We start from the raw sequence: 20943 nt of genomic DNA, 5'->3' as shown, positions 1-20943 counted from the left end.
ATCATCTTGGCACAGGGTTCTAAATAAGCTTTCAAAAAACCCGGTGAATGAATTCCTTAGGATTTGACCGGCTTCTCGTTTCCTCGAATTTTTGTGTCTGGAAGGATCGGCAATGCGCATGGTTTTTGCTCGAAAGCTGGCGGCGGCGCCCGGTCAGGGCGTGGCGGAGCTTGGCGACCTGCCGGAATGGAATCTGGCCGATCTCTATTCGGGCATGGAAGCGCCCGAGTTGAAGCGCGACATCGCCAAGGCCGCCGTCGATGCCATCGCCTTCGAGAGCCGTTGGAAAGGCACGCTCGCCGCCGAGGCCGGGCGTGGCAGCGCCGGCAGGCTTGGCGAGACGCTTCAGGCCTATGAAGCGCTGGAGGAGCTGATCGGCCGCATCGTCTCCTATGCCGGGCTTGTCTATGCCGGCAACACGTCGGATCCGCAGCGCGCCAAGCTCTATGGCGACATCCAGGAAAAGATGACCGATGCCAGCGCGCACCTGCTGTTTTTCGCGCTCGAGCTGAACCTCATCGACGATGGCGCGATCGAAAACGCACTCGCGGCCGATCCGGCCTTCGCCCATTACCGGCCCTGGGTGCTCGATCTGCGCAAGGACAAGCCCTATCAGCTCGAAGACCGCATCGAGCAGCTCTTCCATGAAAAATCGATCACCGGGCGCGGGGCCTGGAACCGCCTGTTCGACGAGACGATGACCGATTTGCGCTTCGACGTCGACGGCGAGGAGCTGACGCTGGAGCCGGCACTCAATCGCCTGCAGGACGCAGACAGCGAGGTGCGCCGCCGGGCGTCCGAGGCGCTGGCCACGACCTTCCGCAAGAATTTGCGCGTCTTTACGCTGGTCACCAACACGCTGGCCAAGGACAAGGAGATTTCTGACCGCTGGCGCGGCTTCGAGGACATTGCCGATTCCCGCCACCTCGCCAACCGCGTCGAACGCAGCGTGGTGGATGCACTCGCCGCCGCGGTTCGCGACGCCTATCCACGCCTGTCGCATCGCTATTACGCGATGAAGGCGCGCTGGCTCGGCATGGAGGTGATGAACCACTGGGACCGCAATGCGCCATTGCCCGAGACCCCGCAGGCAGTCATCGGCTGGGACGAGGCCAAGAACACCGTGCTTTCCGCCTACCAGCGCTTTTCGCCCGACATGGCGGAGATCGCCAGAACTTTCTTCGACCGCAACTGGATCGATGCACCGGTGAGACCCGGCAAGTCGCCTGGCGCCTTCGCGCATCCGACCGTGCCTTCGGCGCATCCCTATGTGCTGCTCAACTACATGGGCAAGCCGCGCGACGTGATGACGCTGGCGCACGAGCTCGGCCACGGCGTGCACCAGGTGCTGGCCGGCGGCCAGGGCGCCCTGATGGCATCGACGCCGCTGACGCTGGCCGAAACCGCATCGGTGTTCGGCGAAATGCTGACCTTCCGCTCGCTGCTCGAGCAGACCACCGACAAGCGCGAACGCAAGGCCATGCTCGCCCAGAAGGTCGAGGACATGATCAACACGGTCGTGCGCCAGATCGCCTTCTACGAGTTCGAGCGCAAAGTGCATGCCGAGCGCAGGAGCGGCGAACTGACCTCCGACAAGCTCGGCCAGTTCTGGTTGGAAGTGCAGGCGGAAAGCCTCGGGCCGGCGATCAAGCTGCGCGAAGGGTACGAGATTTTCTGGACCTATATCCCGCATTTCATCCACTCGCCTTTCTACGTCTATGCCTATGCATTCGGCGATTGCCTGGTGAACTCGCTCTACGCGGTCTACCAGAACGCCGAGCGCGGCTTTCAGGAGAAATATTTTGCCATGCTGCGCGCCGGCGGCACCAAGCATCATTCCGAGCTTCTAGCGCCGTTCGGCCTCGACGCGGCCGACCCTGCCTTCTGGCAGATTGGGCTTGGCGTGATCAGCGGACTGATCGACGAGCTGGAAGCACTGGACAATTGATGCGCAACACTGGGTGATGCGCAACACCGGATGACCGGGTTTTCCAGAACAGTTTAGCAGCAATGCATATTGGCGATGGTTCTATTCTTGTCTTGGTTATTTGTTCTTAAATAACTTTCCATGGAAGTTTTTCGTTAGATTCCCGTAAGCTGTATGATAGCGTCCGCCCTCAAGCTCAGCCGGGCACGAATGGATCCGGTCGGAAAATCCCGACCTGTCATGGCGTGTCGGCGGATGCGACAACGGCTGTTGGCCAGGGGCAAACCGGTCGCCGACGGCTCGATCGAAGCCGGCTGTTCTGCAAATTGCGGAACCACCATCGAATGGTCCTTCGCCGAGGTCATGGCTCTACAGGCCAGGGCGGACGGATCGGACTGGAGAGAGAAAGACAATGGGCACTTTTTTCTACATGCTCCTGGCGTTCCTGGTAGGTGTGTTGGTTGGCTGGTTCATTTGGGGACGCCTGCGTGGCGAACTTGACAGTTTGCGCGGCGATCTAGACCGCACGCGCAGCGAACGCGACAGATTGCGGGCCGATAGCGACCGTCTGACCGGTGAGTTGGATGCATGCGGCCGCGCCCGCGCCGATCTCGAACGCCGGCTGGGCGAGGCGAAAACCACCCAGGCGCCAACCGCGAAGGCGGTAACAGCCAAGGCGCCAGCCGCCAAGACCGGCGCGACCAAGGCGACGATGCAGGCGCCGTCAACGCTGATGTCGACATCCGCACCGGCCAAACCGGCGCCGAAGAAATCTGCAACGGCGAAGGCCGCGACCGCGCCACGCGCAAGTGCCGCGAAAGCGGCAACACCGAAACCGCCTGCATCGAAAGCGAGCGCCGCGCCAGCGGCAAGCAAGGCTGCGCCGGCGGCAAGCAAGGCCGCGCCAGCTGCAAAGAAAGCCGCGACCGGCAAGGCAACAGCCACTGCCCCAGGCAAAGCCAACGATCTGCGTCGCCTGATCGGCATCGGCCCGACCAACGAGCGGCTGCTCAAAGGGCTTGGGGTCACGACCTATGCCCAGATCGCCGCCTGGACGCCCGACGATGTCAAGCGGATCGAGGCGACGTTGAATTTCGACGGCCGCATCGAACGTGAACGCTGGATCGAGCAGGCGAAACTGCTTGCCGCCGGTGACGAGAAGGAATTTGCGCGCCGCTTCCCGACCGCGGGGGAAGCCAGCAACACCTGATCCATCGCAAGGTGGCATTTTGGAACAAGGCGGCGCCCACTGGCGCCGCATTTGTTTTTGCCGCCGCGCCTTTGCGTCTTGAGACGCCGCTCCCTCGATTGCACACGGTCGAGCCCCCATATAGATCGATCGCTGGTGACCGCAGCATTCGAGCCTTATGTCCCTGCCCCTGCCCTTTGCAATTTTCAGGAACGACGAGACCGCGCGGCAGCTCGTTTTCGACCGGCCGGCCGAGATAATCGCAGCGCATGGCGAGGCGGACTTTTTGCCTGCCCTGGAAGCCGCGCAGGTAGCACATGACGGCGGCAAATGGCTGGCCGGTTATTTCTCCTACGAGGCCGGTTACCTGCTCGAACCCAAGCTCGTTCCGCTGCTGCCGGCCGGCCGCCGCGCCCCGCTTTTCTGCCTCGGCGTGTTCGATGCGCCGGTCGAGGAGACGGTCGCGCCAGGCGATCTGCCGGCTAGCAACGGCCCAATCTTCGACGCCAAGGCAGCCTGGTCTTCGGACGACTACGCCAAACGCTTTGCCAGGCTGCATGACCACATCCGCAAGGGCGACTGCTACCAGGGCAATCTGACCTTTCCGGTCCATGCGCAATGGTCGGGCGATCCGCTGGTCGCCTTCAACGCGCTGACCGAACGCCAGCCGGTGAAGTATGGGGCGCTGGTCGCGCTCGGCGATCCGATCGTCTTGTCGCGTTCGCCCGAACTGTTCTTCGAGGTGGACGCGGAAGGCATGATCGAGACGCATCCGATGAAGGGCACCGCGCCGCGCGGCGCGACGAAAGCCGAGGACGATCGCCTGAAAGCGTTCTTGCGCAACGACGAGAAGAACCAGGCCGAGAACCGGATGATTGTCGATCTCCTGCGCAACGACATTTCACTGATCAGCGAGGTTGGCACGCTCGATGTGCCGGAGCTTTTCCGCATCGAGAGCTACCCGACCGTCCACCAGATGGTGAGCCGCGTGCGGGCGAAACTCTTGCCCGGCCTCGCCATCCGCCAGATTTTCGCCGCGCTGTTCCCCTGCGGCTCGATTACCGGCGCACCGAAGATCCGCGCTATGGAAATTCTGCGCGCGCTGGAAAGTGGCCCGCGCAATGTCTACTGCGGTGCCATAGGCTGGATCGCGCCCGGCGGCCGGATGCGCTTTTCGGTGGCGATACGCACCATCTCGCTCTTTGCCAATGGCGAGGCGGTCTACAATGTCGGCGGCGGCGTCGTCTTCGATTCGACAGCCGAAGAGGAGTACCAGGAGTGTCTGCTGAAAGCCCGTTTCGCGACGGGAACACTGCCGATTTCGAACTGATCGAAACTATGCGCTGGGAACCCGGCTCGGGTTTCCTCCGTTTCGACCGCCATCTCGCGCGGCTTTACGGTTCGGCAAGCGAACTCGGCTTCGCCTGCGACCCGCAAAGGGTCGGCGAAGCGCTGATGAATGCGATCGGCCGCCAGCACATCGCATTGCGCACTCGCCTCGGCCTGTCGCGCAAGGGCGAAGTGGCGGTGTCGGTGCAGCCCTACGAGCCGCTCGCCGCAGACAAGGTCTGGACCCTGCAGCTGGCGCGCGTGCGGCTTGATTCGAGCGATATGCTGCTGCGCCACAAGACCAGCCGCCGACAAACCTATACGCGCGCCCGCGCCGAATATCTCGCCGGGCGCGCCGACGAGGTGCTGCTCGCCAATGAGCGCGGCGAAATCTGCGAGGGCACGATCACCAATGTCTTTGCCGATTTCGGCGACGGCGTGCTGGCCACGCCGCGGCTCGATTGCGGCCTGCTGCCTGGCGTCCTGCGCGGCGAACTGCTGGATCAAGGCCGCGCCGGTGAAGCGGTCTACACGTGGAACGAACTGAAATCGGCCAAGGCGCTGTTCGTCGGCAACTCGCTGCGCGGATTGATCCCGGCGCGGCTGGGCTGAGGCATCTGGAGACAACAATGTTCGTGGTTTCGCTGAACTACAAGGTGCCGCTGACCGAGATCGACCGCCTGCAGCAAGCGCATGTCGAGTGGCTGAAGGCCTGCTATGCGCAAGGTATCTTTGTCGCCTCCGGGCCAAAGCGGCCAAGGACCGGCGGCATCATCATCGCGCGCGGTCCACGCGAGGAGCTCGATGCCAGACTGGCGGACGATCCCTTCGCCAAGGCAGGTGCCGCCGATTACGAAATCACCGAATTCACGGCGAGAATGGCCGCTGCCGCACTGGAAGCCTACAAGAAGCATGAGTTTCCGCACACCGACCCACACACCCTATGACGGCTCGTCGAAACTGTTCACCATCGGGCTGAAGCCGCTCAATCTCGATAGCTGGATCGAGGTCGACGAATATCTGCTGCCCTATCTTGCCGAAAAACGCCGGCTTTATGCGGAAATTCCCGGCAAGGTTTTTGTCGAGGAGCAAACAACGCGCGACGCTCAGCGCGAAGTGCTCGATCTGCTCGGTGCGCATCTGGCGGCGAACTTTCCTGAGACCCACAGGCGTACCGACAATGCGATCGAGGTGATCGGCGGCACCGACGATCTCGAAGGCTCGGGCACCGCAGCTTCTTTCAGCGATGCGCCGCTTGTCGCGGCCTCGCTGCTTGTGCAGGAGGATTTGATCCTGATGCGCCGCGACGACAGCGGCTGGCGTCTGGCGGCCGGCTCGCTCTGCTTCCCCTCGTCATGGTCGCTGATCGAAAAATTCGGCAAGCCGCTGCAGCAGATCCACGCGCCGGTACCGGGTTTCGGCCCGGGCACACGCCCGGCCGATCTCATCAACCGCATGTTCGACGGCCTCCAGGGCCAAGCCGTCGAGCGCTACAACTGGTCGATCCAGGCGGGCGACGCGCTCTACCATCCGCTCTCCAACCTCGAACGTATCGACCGCGCCAGCAGTCGCCCGTCGAGATTCCCGGATGGCGACATCGACGCCCATGTCTTTATCCGGGTCGAGCGGCAGACGCTGAGAAAGCTCCCCGTTTCGGGCGACGTACTCTTCACCATCCGCATCCATCTCGACCCGCTCGCCGTGCTGGAACGCCACCCCGACCGCGCGGCGCTCGCGGCGTCCTTGGCCGAACAACTTCTGGCGCTGGACGAGGCACAACTCGACTACAAGGGGATGACCGCCGACCGTGACCGGCTGGTCGCGTGGCTCAGGGCGCTGGCGCTGTCCTAGAGCAGTTCATCGTCTCACGGAAACGCCGAACCGCTCTATCTCTTTGTTTCTGCGCAATCCCGGACGGAAAACCGTTTCACACCTTTCCTGGAATTGCCCTAAATCGCAGCCAGGCCCAGCAGCAGGATCGCGGACATCGCGGTAAAGACGGTGACGTTGACGTCCCACCGCCAGCCCGCCGGTCCAAACGGCGGCCGGAACGGCAGATAGCCGTTCTCGTCATACAGCACGCCGCCATAGATCGGCCGCGAGAGCATGGCCGCGAAGAATGCTCCATACATAGCCGCGGCCAATCCCCCGGCGAGATAGAGCCGCTCGGCTTCGAGTTGTCCCTTGATCCAGATAAGTCCGAGCGCAATCAGCGCCACTCCGGTGTAGCTCAGCACCTGCCAGACGACATGAAACCGGGCGTGTGGGGTCCACAACGGATTGGTTGCATGTGTGGCGTTCAAGTCGGCTTTGATCGTCGCTACACCGTAGCCCACAGTCGCGACGCTTAGCAGAATTCGAGCAAGCAGATGACTGTCATAAGCGAGTTCCATCGCATTTTCCTCCCTTATGCAGGAACGACTTGAATGGCACCCTGGGCACAGAAGAGCTGCCCATCGGCCAGCCGCGCATAATTATGGACGATCCCCTTCTCGTGATCCTGCAACTGCACGATGAAGTTGCCGCTCTGCTCCGTCTAACTCGCGAGCACGAGATTCGGGCGTACGCTGGTCAGGTCGACCTTGACCATCTCGTCGATTTCGGTGGTCCCGATCGACGCCTGGATATGCAATTCCTGCGGCGAGAAAAACGTCAGCCGTGGTACGAAGGGGCCGAAAACGCAGTCGAAAGTCTTGCCGACGAGCGAAGCTGGAAAAGCATCGGTTTCTGCCATCATCCTCTCCTTGGGCATGGCCGCCGCTGCGGGCCACGCCATTTGACGATTCTCGGTGTCGCAGTCGCATGAACATCCGAATATATGCCCTTGGAGCGCTCCAAGGAATACGATCCGCCTATTTCGGTTTTGAGTCAATAAATTTCTTGGAGCGCTCCAAAAAATGGTCTACCTCAGGAAAAACGAGTGAATCGCCAATGCCAACCCTAGCCGATGTCGGCAAGGCTGCCGGAGTTTCCCGGGGGACTGTCTCCAACGTCTTCAACCGGCCGGAGCTGGTCAGGCCCGAATTGCGCGAGCGCGTCGAAGCGGCCGCGCGAGCGCTCGGGTTTGGCGGCCCCGATCCGAAAGGACGATTGCTGCGGGACGGCAAGTTCAATGCCATCGGGTTCATGCCGCCTGGCGCCTACGCCATCTCCGAAGTGATGAGAAGCCCCTATGGCCGTGAGCTGGTGCTCGGCGTTTCGCTCGCCTGCGACGAGGCTGGAACGACGCTCAGCCTTGTAAACGGCACCGATGACACGCGCTTCGCCAGCATCCGCGATGCGCTGGTTGACGGCTTTATCCTTGGTCACAGCGCCGACATTGGTCTCATAATTTCGGTACAGAGACGGCGTCTGCCCTTCGTCATTCTCGAAAGCGACGCGGGTCCCGACATCAATTCGATAAAGATCGACGGTAGGAGTGGAGCGGTTGCTGCCGTCCGGCATTTGATCGGGCTGGGGCACCGGCATTTTGCCATCCTTTCGGTGCGCCGGACTCCCGGCCCGCCGATTGTCCACATGCCCGGACAGGCAACGCGCCCGCTTCTGGCCGGCTTCCCGCTCGACGATGAAAGGCTCGACGGTTTCAAACAGGGTTTGGCGGAGGCGAATTTGTCGATCGACGATGTCCCGATCATCGAGACGATCCCAGGCGAGCCATCTGCCGGAGCAGTGGTGTTCGACAGGGCGCCTGAAGCAACCGCGATCCTGACCATGTCGGATTGGCAGGCAATCACGATACTGGACGAGGCGGTTCGCCGCGGCATAGACGTGCCGGGCCACGTATCGGTCGTCGGCTTTGACGGCACCGCTGAATCCGCACGCACCACGCCTCCGATGACCACTGTCGCGCAAGACGTGATCGGAAAAGGCAGGCTGGCCGCCCGAATGGTTCTTGACAATGAGGCCCCCCGCCAGGTCGTTCTGCCGGTAGAACTGGTGGTTCGAGCCTCCACGGCCGGGCCGAGGGCAAAAGTCCGCTGAAACGGGCGGATGCGCCATCCGCATCTGGGGCGGCGCTGGCAGCGTCTTTTCGCTGAGCAGCGTCTGGCACTGAACGGGGCACAACTTGACTGTAAGGGCCTGACAGCCGACCGTGACTGTCGGCGGAAGACAACTGTAACTTGTGGCTTGGGGGAACAATGATCCAGCATCTTGGCAGGCCGGTCACGTTCATGGCCGCGATCCTGGTACTGTCGACAGCAGCTGAGGCGGAGCCGGTGACTTATGCCGGCAATCTTGGAAAAAGCGATATCGTCGTCGAATTCACCGGCGACCCCGCGACCGCCGACGGCCCGCTGGCCGGCCGCTACTTCTACCGCTCGAAGGGCGTCGATACACCGCTGCAGGCCAGGTTGCAGAAGGGCAGCAAGTTCGAACTGGCCGAGGAGGAGGCATGCGGCGCCGATAATTGCGATGACGGAAAGGCCGCGCCGATCGCCGCCGTCTGGCGCCTGGCCTCATCCAGTAACGGCAAGACCCTTGAAGGCAGCTGGAACGGAAAGAAGGCGCTGCCGCTCAGATTGGAACGGGTCGCAAGTCGGCAAGTGACCGAGAACGAGCCCAGCAGCCCGCTCGATCTCTACGATTTCAGCTTCATGAAGTTCTTCGGCAATGACACGCCGCTCACCATGGAAACGTCCCCTTATGACTATCTGCGGATGGACACTCAGCTCGATAACGGCAAGACGATTGGTTGGCTGGACGCAACCTACCGCTATGTCGTCGACCCCCGCACCAGGTTCGCCACGCCGCGCATTGTCGAACTGTCCGGCGACGTTCCGATCGAGGCAGCGAATGCTCTGCTGCAAGACAGGCACTGGCGCGCAAACATCGGCGCACTGGGCTGCGTGGCGGCGCAATATGCCGGTTTCAACGAAGGCGGGCCGATTGACGGTGTAAACGACGGCACCCTCGGAGGCTATGAGGACAGCACATTCGAAGTGACCTCGCTGACTCCGCGGCTGATGAGCTGGCGGGAGTCCGGCAGCATCTTCTGCGGCGGAGCGCATCCGACCAACTATTCGGACGCCTACATCATGGATGTACGGGGCGGCGTCCTGCTTGGCCTTCAGGACATTTTCTTGGATACGGTGGATGGCAAGCCCGGTCCTTCCCTCGCCTCCTTGGTCAAGCAGCGGCGCAAGAAATCGATCGATCAGACCGATATCGATCACGAAGCCGAATGCGGCATGGACGATCTCATCGGCGAATATCTAGCGGTCAGCCTCTGGCGTGAGGGCGACAAGCAGGTTCTGGTTTTCGGGCTCCAGACCCTGCCGCATGCCATCCAGGCCTGCGCCGACGATCTGCTGGAACTGCCGGTCTCCGAGGCACGTGACCTCTTCAAGCCTGCATTCGCAAGACTGGTCGAGCCGTAGCCGGGATGGCGCGGCGGGAGGCCGGCCGTCCGCTTTTCGCTTTATTGTGACAATGATCTATGGTTTGTCGCGCCGCGGCCAAGCCGCTGTTCCGAAGCGTTTTTTGAGGGAGTAATCGATAAATGGCGAATGAAAACTGGCCCGTTCACGGTGAGATCACCGGCCCTGTAGTGATGATCGGCTTCGGCTCGATCGGACGGGGAACGCTGCCGCTGATCGAGCGCCATTTCAAATTCGACAAGTCGCGCATGACGGTCATCGACCCGCGCGACGCCGACCGCAAATTGCTCGACGAGCGCGGCATCACTTTCATGCAGGATGCAGTGACCAAAAAGAACTACAAGAAGCTGCTGACACCGCTTTTGACCAATGGCGGCGGCCAGGGCTTTTGCGTCAACCTGTCGGTCGACACTTCCTCGCTCGAGTTGATGAAGCTCTGCCGCAAGCTTGGTGTCCTCTATATCGACACGGTGGTCGAGCCCTGGCTCGGCTTTTATTTCGACGAAAAGGCCGACAACGCCTCACGCACCAACTATGCGCTGCGCGAGACCGTACGTACTGAAATCGCGAAGAACCCGGGCGGCACCACGGCGATCTCGTGCTGCGGCGCCAATCCGGGAATGGTCTCGTGGTTCGTCAAGCAGGCACTGGTCAATCTCGCCACAGATCTTGGCCTCGACTTCTCGGAACCCGCGCAGCACGATCGCGAAGGCTGGGCCAGGCTGATGAAGAAGGCCGGCGTCAAGGGCATCCATATCGCCGAGCGCGACACCCAGCGCACCAAGAAGCCCAAGCCGATGAACGTGTTCTGGAACACCTGGTCGGTCGAAGGCTTCATTTCGGAAGGGCTGCAGCCGGCCGAGCTCGGCTGGGGCACGCATGAGGCGTGGATGCCGAAGAACGCCAAAAGCCACAAGAACGGTTCGAAGGCCGCGATCTATCTGGAGCAGCCCGGCGCCAATACACGCGTGCGCACATGGTGTCCGACGCCCGGCCCGCAATACGGTTTCCTGGTGACACACAACGAAGCGATCTCGATTGCCGATTTTTTCACGCTGCGCGGCAAGAAGGGCAAGGTGCAATACCGGCCGACCTGCCATTACGCCTATCATCCCTGCAACGACGCCGTGCTGTCGCTGCACGAGATGTTCGGTGTCGCCGGCAAGGCTCAGCCCGTGCATCACGTGCTCGACGAAAATGAACTGGTCGATGGCGTCGACGAACTCGGCGTGCTGCTCTACGGCCACGCCAAGAACGCCTACTGGTACGGCTCGCAGCTGTCGCTGGCCGAGGCGCGCAAGCTGGCGCCCTATCAGAACGCCACCGGCATGCAGGTCACGTCGGCGGTGCTGGCCGGCATGGTCTGGGCGCTGGAAAATCCCGAGGCCGGCATCGTCGAAGCCGACGAGATGGATTACAAGCGCTGCCTCGACGTGCAGAACCCATATCTCGGGCCGGTCAGGAGCTATTATACCGACTGGACGCCGCTCGACAATCGGCCTGGTCTGTTTCCCGAGGATCTCGACACCAAAGACCCGTGGCAATTCCGCAACATCCTCGTTCGATAGCAGCGTTGCCTCGACACTCCGCCAGCTTGCAATCGCCCGGAAATCGGGCGATTGAAGAGGGGCGGCCTAGAGCGACGTGCGTCCATTTGGACGCACAAAGTACGCTCTAGCACTTTGAATGTGCGCATCGTGCTTTCCGAAAATCGGATCGATTTTGGGCCGATGCGAGAGGAGAGGATCTTGAAGATGACGATTGCGCAAAGACTGCTTTCGGCTGGCATTGCCGCGGCCGCTACGGTCGCGTTGGCGGCCTGCACGACAACCGGCTCAGGCGAGCCGCCGGTGATCACGGCCAAGGGGGTTGAAGGCTCCTGGATCGACGCGCAGGGCACGGGCTTGTCGACCTTCAAGGGCGGCAGCTTCGCGACCGTCGCCACCGATACCGGCCAGAAGCTTGCCGATGGCAGCTACACCATGACCGGCGGCACCTCGGTCGAGATCCATGGCACTTCGCTGATCCGCCAGACGCCAATCAGCTTCAACTGCTTGATGGTCTCCACCAGCCAGCTCAATTGCACCAGCGCGAGCGGACAGAATTTTGTGCTGACCAGGCGCACCTGAAATCCTTCCGAATTTACTTTGCACAAGGGCGGCGGCTTCAAGCCGTCGTCTTCTTGCGCCGGCAAAGCTGATGCCGATTTCAGCTTGCATCGACTGAAACGCGATGTGAACATGGCCTGAGAGGGCTGTTACATCCCAGTCAAACAAGAGCGTTAACGCCACTGGTCAAGTCACCCGGGAGACGAGAATGAAGAAGATTGCTGCCATCGCCGCGCTGTCGGCATCGGCGCTTGGCCTGTCGGCTGGGGTATCCTTTGCCGACTACACGCTCAACATCCTGCACATCAACGACTGGCACAGCCGCATCGAGAGCAACAACAAGTACGAATCGACCTGCTCGGCCGAGGAGGAGACCAAGGGCGAATGCGTCGGCGGTGCCGCCCGCCTGGTCACCGCGATTGCGCAGGAGCGCAAGAAGCTGGAGGGCCAGAACGTGCTGCTGCTCAGCGCCGGCGACAATTTCCAGGGCTCGCTCTTCTACACGACCTACAAGGGCAAGACCGAGGGCGAATTCCTCAACCAGATGAAATTCGACGCCGAGGCGCTTGGCAACCATGAGTTCGACGATGGCGAGTCGGCGCTGGCGCCGTTCCTCGACATGATCAAGTTTCCGGTGCTCGGCGCCAATGTGAAGGCCAATGCGCAATCCAAGCTCGGCGACCGCGTCAAGCCGTCGATCGTGGTCGAGGTCGGCGGCCAGAAGATCGGCATTGTCGGCGCGGTCACCAACGACACGCCGGAGCTTGCCTCGCCTGGCCCGAACATCGCCATTGAAGATGACGTCAAGTCGATCACCGCCGAGGTCGAGAAACTGAAGCGAGAGGGCGTCAACAAGATCATCGCGGTCACCCATATCGGCTACAAGCGCGAGCGCGACGTGATCGCCAAGATCCCGGGCATCGACGTGGTGGTCGGCGGCCACAGCCATTCGCTGCTGTCCAACACCGACCCCAAGGCGGAAGGCCCATATCCGACGATGGTCGACAATCCGGACGGTTACAAAGTGCCGGTCGTGCAGGCGGCGTCCTATTCGAAATATCTCGGCGAGTTCAAGGTCGTGTTCGACGACAACGGCGTCGTCAAGGAGGCAAGCGGCGATCCCATCCATCTCGACAAATCGATCACGCCCGACCCCGCCGTGCTTGCCCGCATCAAGGAACTCGGCGCGCCGATCGAGGCCTTGAAGAACAAGGAAGTCGCCGAGACCACCAAGGCGATCGACGGCAGTCGCGAAAACTGCCGCGCCCGCGAATGCGAGATGGGCAATCTGGTCTCCGACGCCGTCCTCGACCGGGTCAAGGGCCAAGGTGTCGAGATCGTCATCTCGAATGGCGGCGGCTTGCGCGCCTCCATCGACCAGGGCACCGTCACCATGGGCGAGGTTCTCACCGTCCTGCCGTTTCAGAACACGCTGGCGACCTTCCAGATCTCCGGCAAGGATTTGGTTGCCGGCCTCGAAAGCGGCCTCAGCCAGGTCGAGGACGGCGCCGGGCGCTTCCCGCAGGTTGCCGGCCTGAAATATGCGTTCGACAAATCGGCGCCGCCTAACGGACGCGTCAAATCGGTCGAGGTCATGGAAGGCGGCGCCTGGACGCCGATTAAGCCGGACAAGGATTACCTGGTCGCCACCAACAACTATGTCCGCCAGGGCGGCGACGGCTACAAGGTGTTCGCCGAGAAGGCCAAGAACGCTTATGATTACGGCCCGGGGCTGGAACAGGTCGTCGCCGACTACCTAGGCGCGCACCGGTCCTATACGCCGAAGCTCGACGGCCGCATCACCGAGATCGCCGCGACCGTGGCCCCGGCCGCAGAACCTGCCAACCCTGCCGAACCGCCAAAACCTGCTGAGGCTGCGCCGGCAAAGCCTGCTGAGCCGGCAATGCCCGAAATGCCGGCCGGCTCTGGCGACATTTCCAAGACGCCGCCGGCCGTCCCGGCTGAAACAGCGCCGGCACCCGCACCCGCCGAGCCGGCCCAGCCGGCGGCACCTGCGGCTCCGGCCACACCGGCTCCGGCGACCCCTGCTCCGGCTGGGCCGGCACCGGCCGAAAGCAGCCATGTAATCGTCGCCGGCGATACCTATTGGGATCTCGCGGTGAAGGCTTATGGCGACGGCACCAAATGGAAAATAATCTCCGATGCCAACAAAGCCTACGAGCCACGCCGCCTTCCGGTCGGCGCAACCTTGACGATCCCGGCGGCCTCGAAGTAATCCGGCCGCAGGAACGCAATGCACCCCGCCCGGCAGACCGGGCGGGTGTTGCATTTCTGGGATAAGGTGCGGCCAGACGCAGCATTTGAAAACCGGCGCGGCATCGCTACTTTCGCCGCGGCATCGTTGGTTCGCGGTGTTGGAGAACCTCATGACGCTTGCCAACCCTGCTGAAATCAAAGCCGAGAAGACTGCCGCCTCGCCGTCGGCAGGGCGCCCTCTGGTCAGGACCGGCAAGGTCGGTGTCATGCTGATCAATCTCGGCACCCCGGACGGCACCGGCTTCAAGCCGATGTGGCGCTATCTCCGGGAGTTCCTGTCCGATCCGCGCGTCATCGAGCTCAACAAGGCGATCTGGTATCCGATCCTCTACGGCGTGGTCCTCACCACCCGGCCGAAGAAATCAGGGGCCAACTATGCCAGGATATGGAACCGGGAGCGCAACGAGTCGCCGCTGCGAACCTACACCCGCGCCCAGGCCGAGAAGCTCGGGCTCGCGCTCGGCGAGCTACCCAATGTCGTCGTCGACTGGGCGATGCGCTACGGCAACCCTTCGACCGAGAGCGTGGCCGAGAGACTGGTCGAGCAAGGCTGCGACCGCATCCTGTCTTTCCCGCTCTATCCGCAATATTCGGCGACGACGACTGCGACTGCCAACGACCAGCTGTTTCGCGCGCTGATGAAGATGCGCCGCGCCCCGGCCATTCGCAGCGTGCCACCCTATTACAACGAGCCGGCCTATATCGAGGCGCTCGCCCGTTCGATCGAAAAGCATCTGGCGAGCCTCGGATTCGAACCGGAAATTGTCATCGCTTCCTATCACGGCATTCCGAAACCCTATTCCGACAAGGGCGACCCCTACCAGGCCCATTGCCTCGAGACGACCCGACTGCTGCGCGAAAAGCTCGGCTGGGATGAAAACAAGCTGATTACCACCTTCCAGTCGCGCTTCGGCGCGCAGGAGTGGCTGCAGCCCTACACCGACAAGACGGTCGAAAGACTAGGGCGCGAAGGCGTGAAATCGGTCGCCATCGTCAATCCAGGATTTTCCGTCGACTGCATCGAGACGCTGGACGAGATCGGCAGGGAAGCGTCCGAGACCTTCCATCATGCCGGCGGCGAAAAGTTCGCACACATCCCTTGCCTCAACGACAGTGCCGAGGGCATGGCGGTGATCGAGGCGATGGTGCGGCGCGAGCTGTCCGGCTGGGCCTGAACAGATCACCCGTCTATGCACCCGCAATCCGTGATCACCTGATTGTAACATTGCTGAAACACACTTAAGTGTTTGATGGGAATCGGTCGCGTGGAATATCCAACATGGCCGGCCTTTGAGGGGAGAGCCAAATGGGTTTCAGTGGTTTTGATATCGCGCTTCTTGTTCTTGTCGCCCTTGTCGTGCTGGTGCTTATCAAGGGCATCCGAACAATTCCGCAAGGCTATAATTATACCGTCGAACGTTTTGGCCGTTACACCAAGACATTGAACCCAGGCCTCAACCTGATCGTGCCTTTCGTCGACCGTGTCGGCGCCAAGATGAACATGATGGAGCAGGTGCTCGACGTTCCGACGCAGGAGATCATCACCCGCGACAATGCCACCGTTGCCGTTGATGGCATCGCCTTCTATCAGGTGCTCAACGCGGCGCAGGCCGCCTACCAGGTCTCCGGCCTGCAGAATGCGATTCTCAATCTCACGATGACCAACATCCGCACCGTGATGGGCTCGATGGACCTCGACGAACTTTTGTCGAACCGCGACGCCATCAACGAGCGCCTGCTGCGCGTCGTTGACGAGGCGGCGCACCCCTGGGGCATCAAGATCACTCGTGTCGAGATCAAGGACATCAACCCGCCGGCCAATCTCGTCGAATCGATGGGCCGACAGATGATGGCCGAGCGCAATAAGCGCGCGCAGATCCTCGCCGCCGAAGGCCTCAAGCAATCGCAGATCCTGGAGGCCGAAGGCCGCAAGGAAGCCGCCTTCCGCGATGCCGAGGCGCGCGAGCGCTCGGCCGAGGCTGAAGCACGCGCCACGCAGGTGGTGTCGGAGGCGATTTCCAAAGGCGACGTGCAGGCGCTCAACTACTTCGTCGCGCTGAAATACACCGAAGCGCTGACCAAGATCGGCTCAGCGACAAATAGCAAACTCGTGCTGATGCCGATGGAGGCCTCATCGCTGATCGGCACGCTCGGCGGTATTGGCGAAATCGCCAAGGAAGTTTTCCGAAGCGAAGGCACCGCCGGTGCCGCACGACAGGCCGCCCGCCCGCCGGTCGTTCGTCCGAGCGAAACCTGAGGCCACAGCCATGCTCGACCGCATTGTTTCTGAACTCGGCCCGTGGAGCTGGATGGTCCTCGGCTTCGTCCTGCTGGTAATGGAGGTCATCGCGCCGGGCATTTTCATGCTGTGGATCGGCATTGCCGCGCTGTTGATCGGCGTCGTCTCACTGCTCGTCTGGGATGCCGGTTTCTGGACCTGGCAAGTCCAGGTCCTCGCCTTCCTCGCGCTGTCGCTGGTCTCGGCCTATGTCGGCAAGCGGCTGGTGGGCGGGCGCCATGATGAAACCGACCAGCCCCTGCTCAACCGTCGCGGCGCACAGATGGTCGGCCGGACGGCGACCCTTGCCGAGCCGATCAAGGACGGGCGCGGCCGCATAAAGCTGGGCGACACGTTGTGGCGCGTCTCCGGCCCTGACCTGCCGGCCGGCACGCAAGTGCGCGTGACGGGCGCCGCTGATACCGACCTGGAACTGACGGTCGAGGCGGTCTAGAAGCCCGCTAGGCAGCACCGATGCGCAGCAGGTCGTGCAGATGGACGAGCCCGATCGGCCGCCTGCCTTCGACCACCATCAGGCTGGTGATAGCCGAGTCGTTGATCGTCTGCAGCGCCGTCGCAACAAGCGTGTCGGGCGCGGCCATTTTCGGCTCTTTGGTCATCACCTGATCGACGCTCATTGCCAGGAGATCGCTGCCGATATGGCGCCTGATGTCGCCATCGGTGATGATGCCGATCAGCTTGCCGTCCGCGGCAGTCACGGCCACGCAGCCAAACCCCTTGCGCGACAATTCGAGGATTGCCTCGCGCATGCCGGTACCTGACGACACCAGCGGCAGCCTGTCGCCGACATGCATGATCTCGCGGATCTGCGTCAGGTTGGCTCCGAGCTGGCCGCCGGGATGGAACGTGCGGAAATGGTCCGGGGTGAAGCCGCGTGCCTCGAGGAGCGCGATGGCCAGCGCATCGCCCATCACCATTTGCAATAGTGTCGAGGTCGTCGGCGCAAGCCCGTGCGGGCAGGCTTCCGGTGCTCGCGGCAGCAGAAGCACAACGTCGGCCGCGCGCGCCAGAGCCGATTTTTCACCCGCGGTGACCGCGACCAGCGGGATCGAGAAGCGCCTCGAATAGGCGATGATGCCCTTGAGCTCAAGGCTTTCGCCCGACCACGAAAGCGCGATTATGGCGTCGTTTCTGGCGATCATGCCAAGGTCGCCGTGATTGGCTTCGGCAGGGTGGACGAAGAAGGCCGGCGTGCCGGTCGAGGCGAGCGTTGCGGCGATCTTCGAGCCGATATGGCCGCTTTTGCCGACCCCGGTGACGATGACGCGGCCATCGATCTGCGACACCATGCCGACGGCTCGTGCGAACGGCTCGGCCAGCCCGTTTTCGAGAGCGTCTGCCAGTGCCGCGACGCCGGCCTGCTCCGTCGCCACGGTTCTCAGCGCCGAGGCAATCGCGGCCTGCCCGTCATGCCGCTTCCTGTCTGGGGATTTCACGTCCATGGACGATGCGATTAGCGCTTCGGCGCGCGCCTGTCCAACGGAATTGCCGTCCCGAACCTCCTGACGGGCCATGCCTCAACGCTCCGTTAACCATCCCCATTTACGGTTTCGTAAGTATGGCGCGCGTGCGCCGCGCAAGCAGTGGTGCCGATGTCCGGGTTTCAGCCTCAAAACAAAATGGGACGAAAGGGCAAGGCGGTTTGCGCTTTGCTGCTGGCAACCAGTGTCTTTGCGTTGTCGCGGCCGGCACTGCTTTGCGCCCAGGAAACCGAGCTGCGCGGCGAGGTTTCGGAATCGACAATCCTGGACGACCAGCAGTACAAGATCAGGCAATCGAGCATAGCCGGAACCCAAGCCGCACAGGCTGCTGCAACCGCCAACGACAATACGCCGCTGCCTACCTATCGCCCGGCCAGCCAAGGGGCGTTGCCTGACGACGGCACGGGCGAGGCGGCCAAAACCGGCGGCACTTTCGATCAACCAGCGGCCATCGGCGATCCATTTCCCGACAACCCTGCTCCGCCCCCCCGACGGCGGCCAAGCGCGACGCAACGCGCCGCCAATGCGGCCAACGCCGAAGACGAGACCGCTGACAGCCAGAAGCGCAAGAGAACCGCGACTGCAGCCGCGGCGGCGACCGACGACGCCGATACCGCCGCCATAGACGAGCAGGATACGGTCAACCGCCGTGCCGTCACCATCGATTCCGCCGAGAGGCTCAAGCTCGACCCTGGCGCCGAGCGCACCGAAGCCATCGAAGGCCAGGACAACAAGAACGAGGACGACCCGTTCGCCGCCACCGGCATCAAGCTCGGCTCCTTCGTGATCCGGCCGACGCTCGAGCAAGGCCTGACGTCTTCGACAAACGCCGATTCGAGCAGCCTCGGCAAGCCGGCCTTGCTGTCGGAAACGACGCTGCGCTTCAACGCCGTCTCCGACTGGCGGGAGAATTCGGCGACGGTTGAGGGCTATGGCATCTTCCGCGAAACCTTGTCCGGCTATGACATTCACGAGGCGCAAGGCCGCGTCGACGGCACACTCAACATCGATCTCGACAATGATCTGCGCGCCATCGCCAAGCTGGGCTATGAGGCCTTGCCCGAATCGGCCTCGGCGCCGGACGCGGTCGTCGGCGCCGTTGGCCAGCCGGTGCGCCAGACCGTGAACGGCAGTCTCGCCGTCGAGAAGGATGCCGGCAAAATGCGCTTCGCGCTGACTGGCGCGGTCGAGCACGACATCTTTGGCGACGCCAAGCTTTCGTCGGGCGGATCGCTGTCGCAGAAGGGCCGCGACTCGACGCTCTACACGGCCATTTTGCGTACCGGTTACGAGATCTCGCCTGCCATCACCCCGTTCACCGAAATCGAGATCGGCCGGCGCGCTTATGATTTGCGCGTCGATCCAAACGGCTTCCAGCGCTCCTCGACCAGGCTTGGCGCACGGGCCGGCGTCGAGCTCGATCTCCGCGAGAAGCTTAGCGGCGAGTTCTCGGTCGGCTGGCTGCGCGAAGCTATCGACGACGATGCCCTGCCGGCTATTTCGGGCGCGACGGTCAATGCCGATCTCAAATGGTCGCCGGAACGCGGCACCACGATCGGGCTCACCGCACAGACGACCGCCGAGAACACGACGAATGCGGGCGAAAGCGGCGACATGCTCTATTCCGGCAGCCTCACCGGCGAGCGGCAGATCCGCGCCAACCTGACCGGAAATGCCGCTCTCGGCCTTGAATGGCGCGACTATACCGGCTCCGACGATCATGATTTGACGCTGAGCGCCGAGGCTGGGCTGACGTGGTGGCTGAACCGCTACACCGGGCTCACCACCCGCGCCAGGACTGAAAAACTGACCAGCAACCTGGTTGGGCGCGACTACACGGCCAACAGTATCTTCGTCGGCTTGAAGTTGCAGCGCTAAATGCATGTCGCGCAAAAGTGTGCAGCGGTTTTGCGATAACGACTTGCGTAAAACAAGAACCTAAAGCGCGTCGCATGAGGCCGGTCGAACGCGGCGCGCTTTAGCCGATCAGCGCGGCAACCGGTGTTGAAACTACAAGGCTACGCCGCGGCGTTCTGACGGCGCGAGTTCGTCGAGAAGCGTGCGAATGACACCGGCCATGCTGGCATTCATGTCTCTGCGCCACAGTGCGAAGGCAACGTTGGCCTCGACGAAGCCTTCGGGCGAGCCGCAGTCGAACGTCCGCCCGCGGTAGTGGTAGCCGTAGAAGGACTGTTGCTTCTGCAGCTTCAGCATTGCATCGGTGAGCTGGATCTCGTTGCCGGCGCCTTTTTCCTGACCTTCGAGTATCTTGAATATCTCCGGCTGCAGGATATAGCGCCCGTTGATGTAGAGGTTCGACGGCGCCGTGCCGGTCTTCGGCTTTTCCACCATGCCGGTGATGCGGAAACCGTGATGCGCGTCCTCGCCGCGGCCGACAATGCCGTATTTGTGCGCCTCGGCCGGATCGCATTCCTGCACGGCGACGATGTTGTTGCCGGTCTCGGCGTAAAGCTCGACCATGTCCTTCATGCAGCTTTTTTCCGACTGCATGATCATGTCGGGCAACAGCAGCGCAAAGGGCTCGTCGCCGACGAGCTCGCGCGCGCACCAGACGGCGTGACCAAGGCCGAGCGGTACCTGCTGGCGGGTGAAGCTGGTCTGCCCCGGCGCCGGCTGCAGCCGCTGCAGGCGGGCGAGCTGGTCGTCCTTGCCGCGCTGCGCAAGCGTGTCGTAGAGCTCGAACTGGACATCGAAGTGATCCTCGATGACCGCCTTGTTGCGGCCGGTCACAAAGATGAAATGCTCGATCCCGGCTTCGCGCGCCTCATCGACCACATACTGGATGACCGGCCTGTCGACGACAGTCAGCATTTCCTTGGGAATGGCCTTGGTGGCGGGGAGAAAGCGCGTGCCGAGACCGGCAACCGGGAACACTGCCTTGCGAACTCTCTTCATGTGCCAATTATCCATTTGCATGACTGTTCGGCAATCCCG

The 20943-nt window shown here is 62.4% G+C and carries 19 protein-coding genes; 15 read left to right on the top strand and 4 right to left on the bottom strand.

Annotated features, from left to right (window positions below):
* Positions 1-112: 112 nt before the first annotated feature.
* The 6 genes from NKI17_RS11195 (at position 113) to NKI17_RS11170 (ending at position 6296) form a co-directional block, all read left to right on the top strand.
* Positions 113-1948, top strand: coding sequence for a M3 family oligoendopeptidase (locus NKI17_RS11195; protein ID WP_352454076.1), 1836 nt, complete (start codon positions 113-115; stop codon positions 1946-1948).
* A 391-nt stretch (positions 1949-2339) separates the two neighbouring features.
* Complete coding sequence (locus tag NKI17_RS11190; protein ID WP_352905947.1) at positions 2340-3137, top strand: helix-hairpin-helix domain-containing protein; 798 nt, start codon at positions 2340-2342, stop codon at positions 3135-3137.
* Between the two features lie 157 nt (positions 3138-3294).
* Positions 3295-4446 carry an aminodeoxychorismate synthase component I gene (locus NKI17_RS11185; RefSeq protein ID WP_352905943.1) on the top strand — a complete coding sequence of 384 codons (1152 nt, stop codon included), beginning with the start codon at positions 3295-3297 and terminating at the stop codon, positions 4444-4446.
* On the top strand, positions 4395-5057 hold the full coding sequence (locus tag NKI17_RS11180) for an aminotransferase class IV family protein (protein ID WP_352905941.1): 663 nt from the start codon (positions 4395-4397) through the stop codon (positions 5055-5057). The genes NKI17_RS11185 and NKI17_RS11180 overlap by 52 nt, the downstream gene beginning before the upstream one ends.
* 17 nt (positions 5058-5074) lie before the next feature.
* Complete coding sequence (locus tag NKI17_RS11175; RefSeq protein WP_352905939.1) at positions 5075-5392, top strand: YciI family protein; 318 nt, start codon at positions 5075-5077, stop codon at positions 5390-5392.
* Positions 5358-6296 carry a heme-dependent oxidative N-demethylase family protein gene (locus tag NKI17_RS11170; RefSeq protein WP_352633661.1) on the top strand — a complete coding sequence of 313 codons (939 nt, stop codon included), beginning with the start codon at positions 5358-5360 and terminating at the stop codon, positions 6294-6296. Before NKI17_RS11175 ends, NKI17_RS11170 begins: the two co-directional genes overlap by 35 nt.
* Before the next feature lie 98 nt (positions 6297-6394).
* On the opposite strand, the gene NKI17_RS11165 is transcribed toward NKI17_RS11170, so the two are convergent.
* Together NKI17_RS11165 and NKI17_RS11160 are read right to left on the bottom strand one after the other, a co-directional pair.
* On the bottom strand, positions 6395-6838 hold the full coding sequence (locus tag NKI17_RS11165) for a DUF6640 family protein (RefSeq protein ID WP_352568134.1): 444 nt from the start codon (positions 6836-6838) through the stop codon (positions 6395-6397).
* Between the two features lie 143 nt (positions 6839-6981).
* On the bottom strand, positions 6982-7179 hold the full coding sequence (locus NKI17_RS11160; RefSeq protein ID WP_352698588.1) for a hypothetical protein: 198 nt from the start codon (positions 7177-7179) through the stop codon (positions 6982-6984).
* A gap of 197 nt (positions 7180-7376) precedes the next feature.
* Between NKI17_RS11160 and NKI17_RS11155 the strand changes: the two genes are divergently transcribed.
* From NKI17_RS11155 to NKI17_RS11120, 8 genes are all read left to right on the top strand, one after another.
* A complete protein-coding gene (locus NKI17_RS11155; RefSeq protein ID WP_352905937.1) occupies positions 7377-8426 on the top strand; it encodes a LacI family DNA-binding transcriptional regulator in 1050 nt (349 codons plus the stop codon).
* A 158-nt stretch (positions 8427-8584) separates the two neighbouring features.
* Positions 8585-9823, top strand: a complete 1239-nt coding sequence (locus NKI17_RS11150) for a hypothetical protein (RefSeq protein ID WP_352905935.1) — start codon at positions 8585-8587, stop codon at positions 9821-9823.
* Positions 9824-9945: 122 nt separating this feature from the next.
* Positions 9946-11391 (top strand): homospermidine synthase, encoded by a 1446-nt coding sequence (locus NKI17_RS11145; protein ID WP_352905933.1) that lies wholly within the window; start codon positions 9946-9948, stop codon positions 11389-11391.
* A gap of 186 nt (positions 11392-11577) precedes the next feature.
* Positions 11578-11952, top strand: a complete 375-nt coding sequence (gene omp10, locus NKI17_RS11140) for an outer membrane lipoprotein Omp10 (protein ID WP_023675394.1) — start codon at positions 11578-11580, stop codon at positions 11950-11952.
* Between the two features lie 187 nt (positions 11953-12139).
* Positions 12140-14167: a 5'-nucleotidase C-terminal domain-containing protein gene (locus tag NKI17_RS11135; protein ID WP_352905931.1), complete on the top strand. Its 2028-nt coding sequence runs from the start codon at positions 12140-12142 to the stop codon at positions 14165-14167.
* 151 nt (positions 14168-14318) lie between these two features.
* The gene (gene hemH, locus NKI17_RS11130; RefSeq protein WP_023675392.1) at positions 14319-15383 is read left to right on the top strand and encodes a ferrochelatase; all 1065 of its coding nucleotides are present in this window, start codon (positions 14319-14321) and stop codon (positions 15381-15383) included.
* Positions 15384-15514: 131 nt separating this feature from the next.
* The gene (locus NKI17_RS11125) at positions 15515-16465 is read left to right on the top strand and encodes an SPFH domain-containing protein (RefSeq protein ID WP_352568140.1); all 951 of its coding nucleotides are present in this window, start codon (positions 15515-15517) and stop codon (positions 16463-16465) included.
* Positions 16466-16475: 10 nt separating this feature from the next.
* A complete protein-coding gene (locus tag NKI17_RS11120) occupies positions 16476-16940 on the top strand; it encodes an NfeD family protein (RefSeq protein WP_352568141.1) in 465 nt (154 codons plus the stop codon).
* Between the two features lie 7 nt (positions 16941-16947).
* Here NKI17_RS11120 and NKI17_RS11115 read toward each other — a convergent pair whose 3' ends face one another.
* Entirely contained in the window at positions 16948-17949 is a 1002-nt protein-coding gene (locus tag NKI17_RS11115) for a KpsF/GutQ family sugar-phosphate isomerase (protein WP_352568315.1), read from the bottom strand.
* A 150-nt stretch (positions 17950-18099) separates the two neighbouring features.
* On the opposite strand from NKI17_RS11115, the gene NKI17_RS11110 reads away from it, so the two are divergent.
* Positions 18100-19866 (top strand): outer membrane beta-barrel protein, encoded by a 1767-nt coding sequence (locus tag NKI17_RS11110; protein ID WP_352905929.1) that lies wholly within the window; start codon positions 18100-18102, stop codon positions 19864-19866.
* A gap of 132 nt (positions 19867-19998) precedes the next feature.
* Here NKI17_RS11110 and galU read toward each other — a convergent pair whose 3' ends face one another.
* Positions 19999-20904: a UTP--glucose-1-phosphate uridylyltransferase GalU gene (galU, locus tag NKI17_RS11105; RefSeq protein WP_023675387.1), complete on the bottom strand. Its 906-nt coding sequence runs from the start codon at positions 20902-20904 to the stop codon at positions 19999-20001.
* Between the last annotated feature and the right edge of the window lie 39 nt (positions 20905-20943).

It is taken from the genome of Mesorhizobium sp. M0816, from assembly GCF_040320005.1.
Lineage (GTDB): Bacteria > Pseudomonadota > Alphaproteobacteria > Rhizobiales > Rhizobiaceae > Mesorhizobium.
The sequence above is the reverse complement of the archived record's forward strand: the minus strand, read 5'-3'. Positions and strand labels throughout refer to the sequence as shown.

Bases quoted from the DNA above. Each gene is read 5' to 3' on its own strand.
- NKI17_RS11195 (WP_352454076.1), top strand. From the start codon at position 113: ATGCGCATGGTTTTTGCTCGAAAGCTGGCGGCGGCGCCCGGTCAGGGC.
- NKI17_RS11190 (WP_352905947.1), top strand. From the start codon at position 2,340: ATGGGCACTTTTTTCTACATGCTCCTGGCGTTCCTGGTAGGTGTGTTG.
- NKI17_RS11185 (WP_352905943.1), top strand. From the start codon at position 3,295: ATGTCCCTGCCCCTGCCCTTTGCAATTTTCAGGAACGACGAGACCGCG.
- NKI17_RS11175 (WP_352905939.1), top strand. From the start codon at position 5,075: ATGTTCGTGGTTTCGCTGAACTACAAGGTGCCGCTGACCGAGATCGAC.
- NKI17_RS11170 (WP_352633661.1), top strand. From the start codon at position 5,358: ATGAGTTTCCGCACACCGACCCACACACCCTATGACGGCTCGTCGAAA.
- NKI17_RS11165 (WP_352568134.1), bottom strand. From the start codon at position 6,838: ATGGAACTCGCTTATGACAGTCATCTGCTTGCTCGAATTCTGCTAAGC.
- NKI17_RS11160 (WP_352698588.1), bottom strand. From the start codon at position 7,179: ATGGCAGAAACCGATGCTTTTCCAGCTTCGCTCGTCGGCAAGACTTTC.
- NKI17_RS11155 (WP_352905937.1), top strand. From the start codon at position 7,377: ATGCCAACCCTAGCCGATGTCGGCAAGGCTGCCGGAGTTTCCCGGGGG.
- NKI17_RS11150 (WP_352905935.1), top strand. From the start codon at position 8,585: ATGATCCAGCATCTTGGCAGGCCGGTCACGTTCATGGCCGCGATCCTG.
- NKI17_RS11145 (WP_352905933.1), top strand. From the start codon at position 9,946: ATGGCGAATGAAAACTGGCCCGTTCACGGTGAGATCACCGGCCCTGTA.
- omp10 (WP_023675394.1), top strand. From the start codon at position 11,578: ATGACGATTGCGCAAAGACTGCTTTCGGCTGGCATTGCCGCGGCCGCT.
- NKI17_RS11135 (WP_352905931.1), top strand. From the start codon at position 12,140: ATGAAGAAGATTGCTGCCATCGCCGCGCTGTCGGCATCGGCGCTTGGC.
- hemH (WP_023675392.1), top strand. From the start codon at position 14,319: ATGACGCTTGCCAACCCTGCTGAAATCAAAGCCGAGAAGACTGCCGCC.
- NKI17_RS11125 (WP_352568140.1), top strand. From the start codon at position 15,515: ATGGGTTTCAGTGGTTTTGATATCGCGCTTCTTGTTCTTGTCGCCCTT.
- NKI17_RS11120 (WP_352568141.1), top strand. From the start codon at position 16,476: ATGCTCGACCGCATTGTTTCTGAACTCGGCCCGTGGAGCTGGATGGTC.
- NKI17_RS11115 (WP_352568315.1), bottom strand. From the start codon at position 17,949: ATGGACGTGAAATCCCCAGACAGGAAGCGGCATGACGGGCAGGCCGCG.
- NKI17_RS11110 (WP_352905929.1), top strand. From the start codon at position 18,100: ATGTCCGGGTTTCAGCCTCAAAACAAAATGGGACGAAAGGGCAAGGCG.
- galU (WP_023675387.1), bottom strand. From the start codon at position 20,904: ATGAAGAGAGTTCGCAAGGCAGTGTTCCCGGTTGCCGGTCTCGGCACG.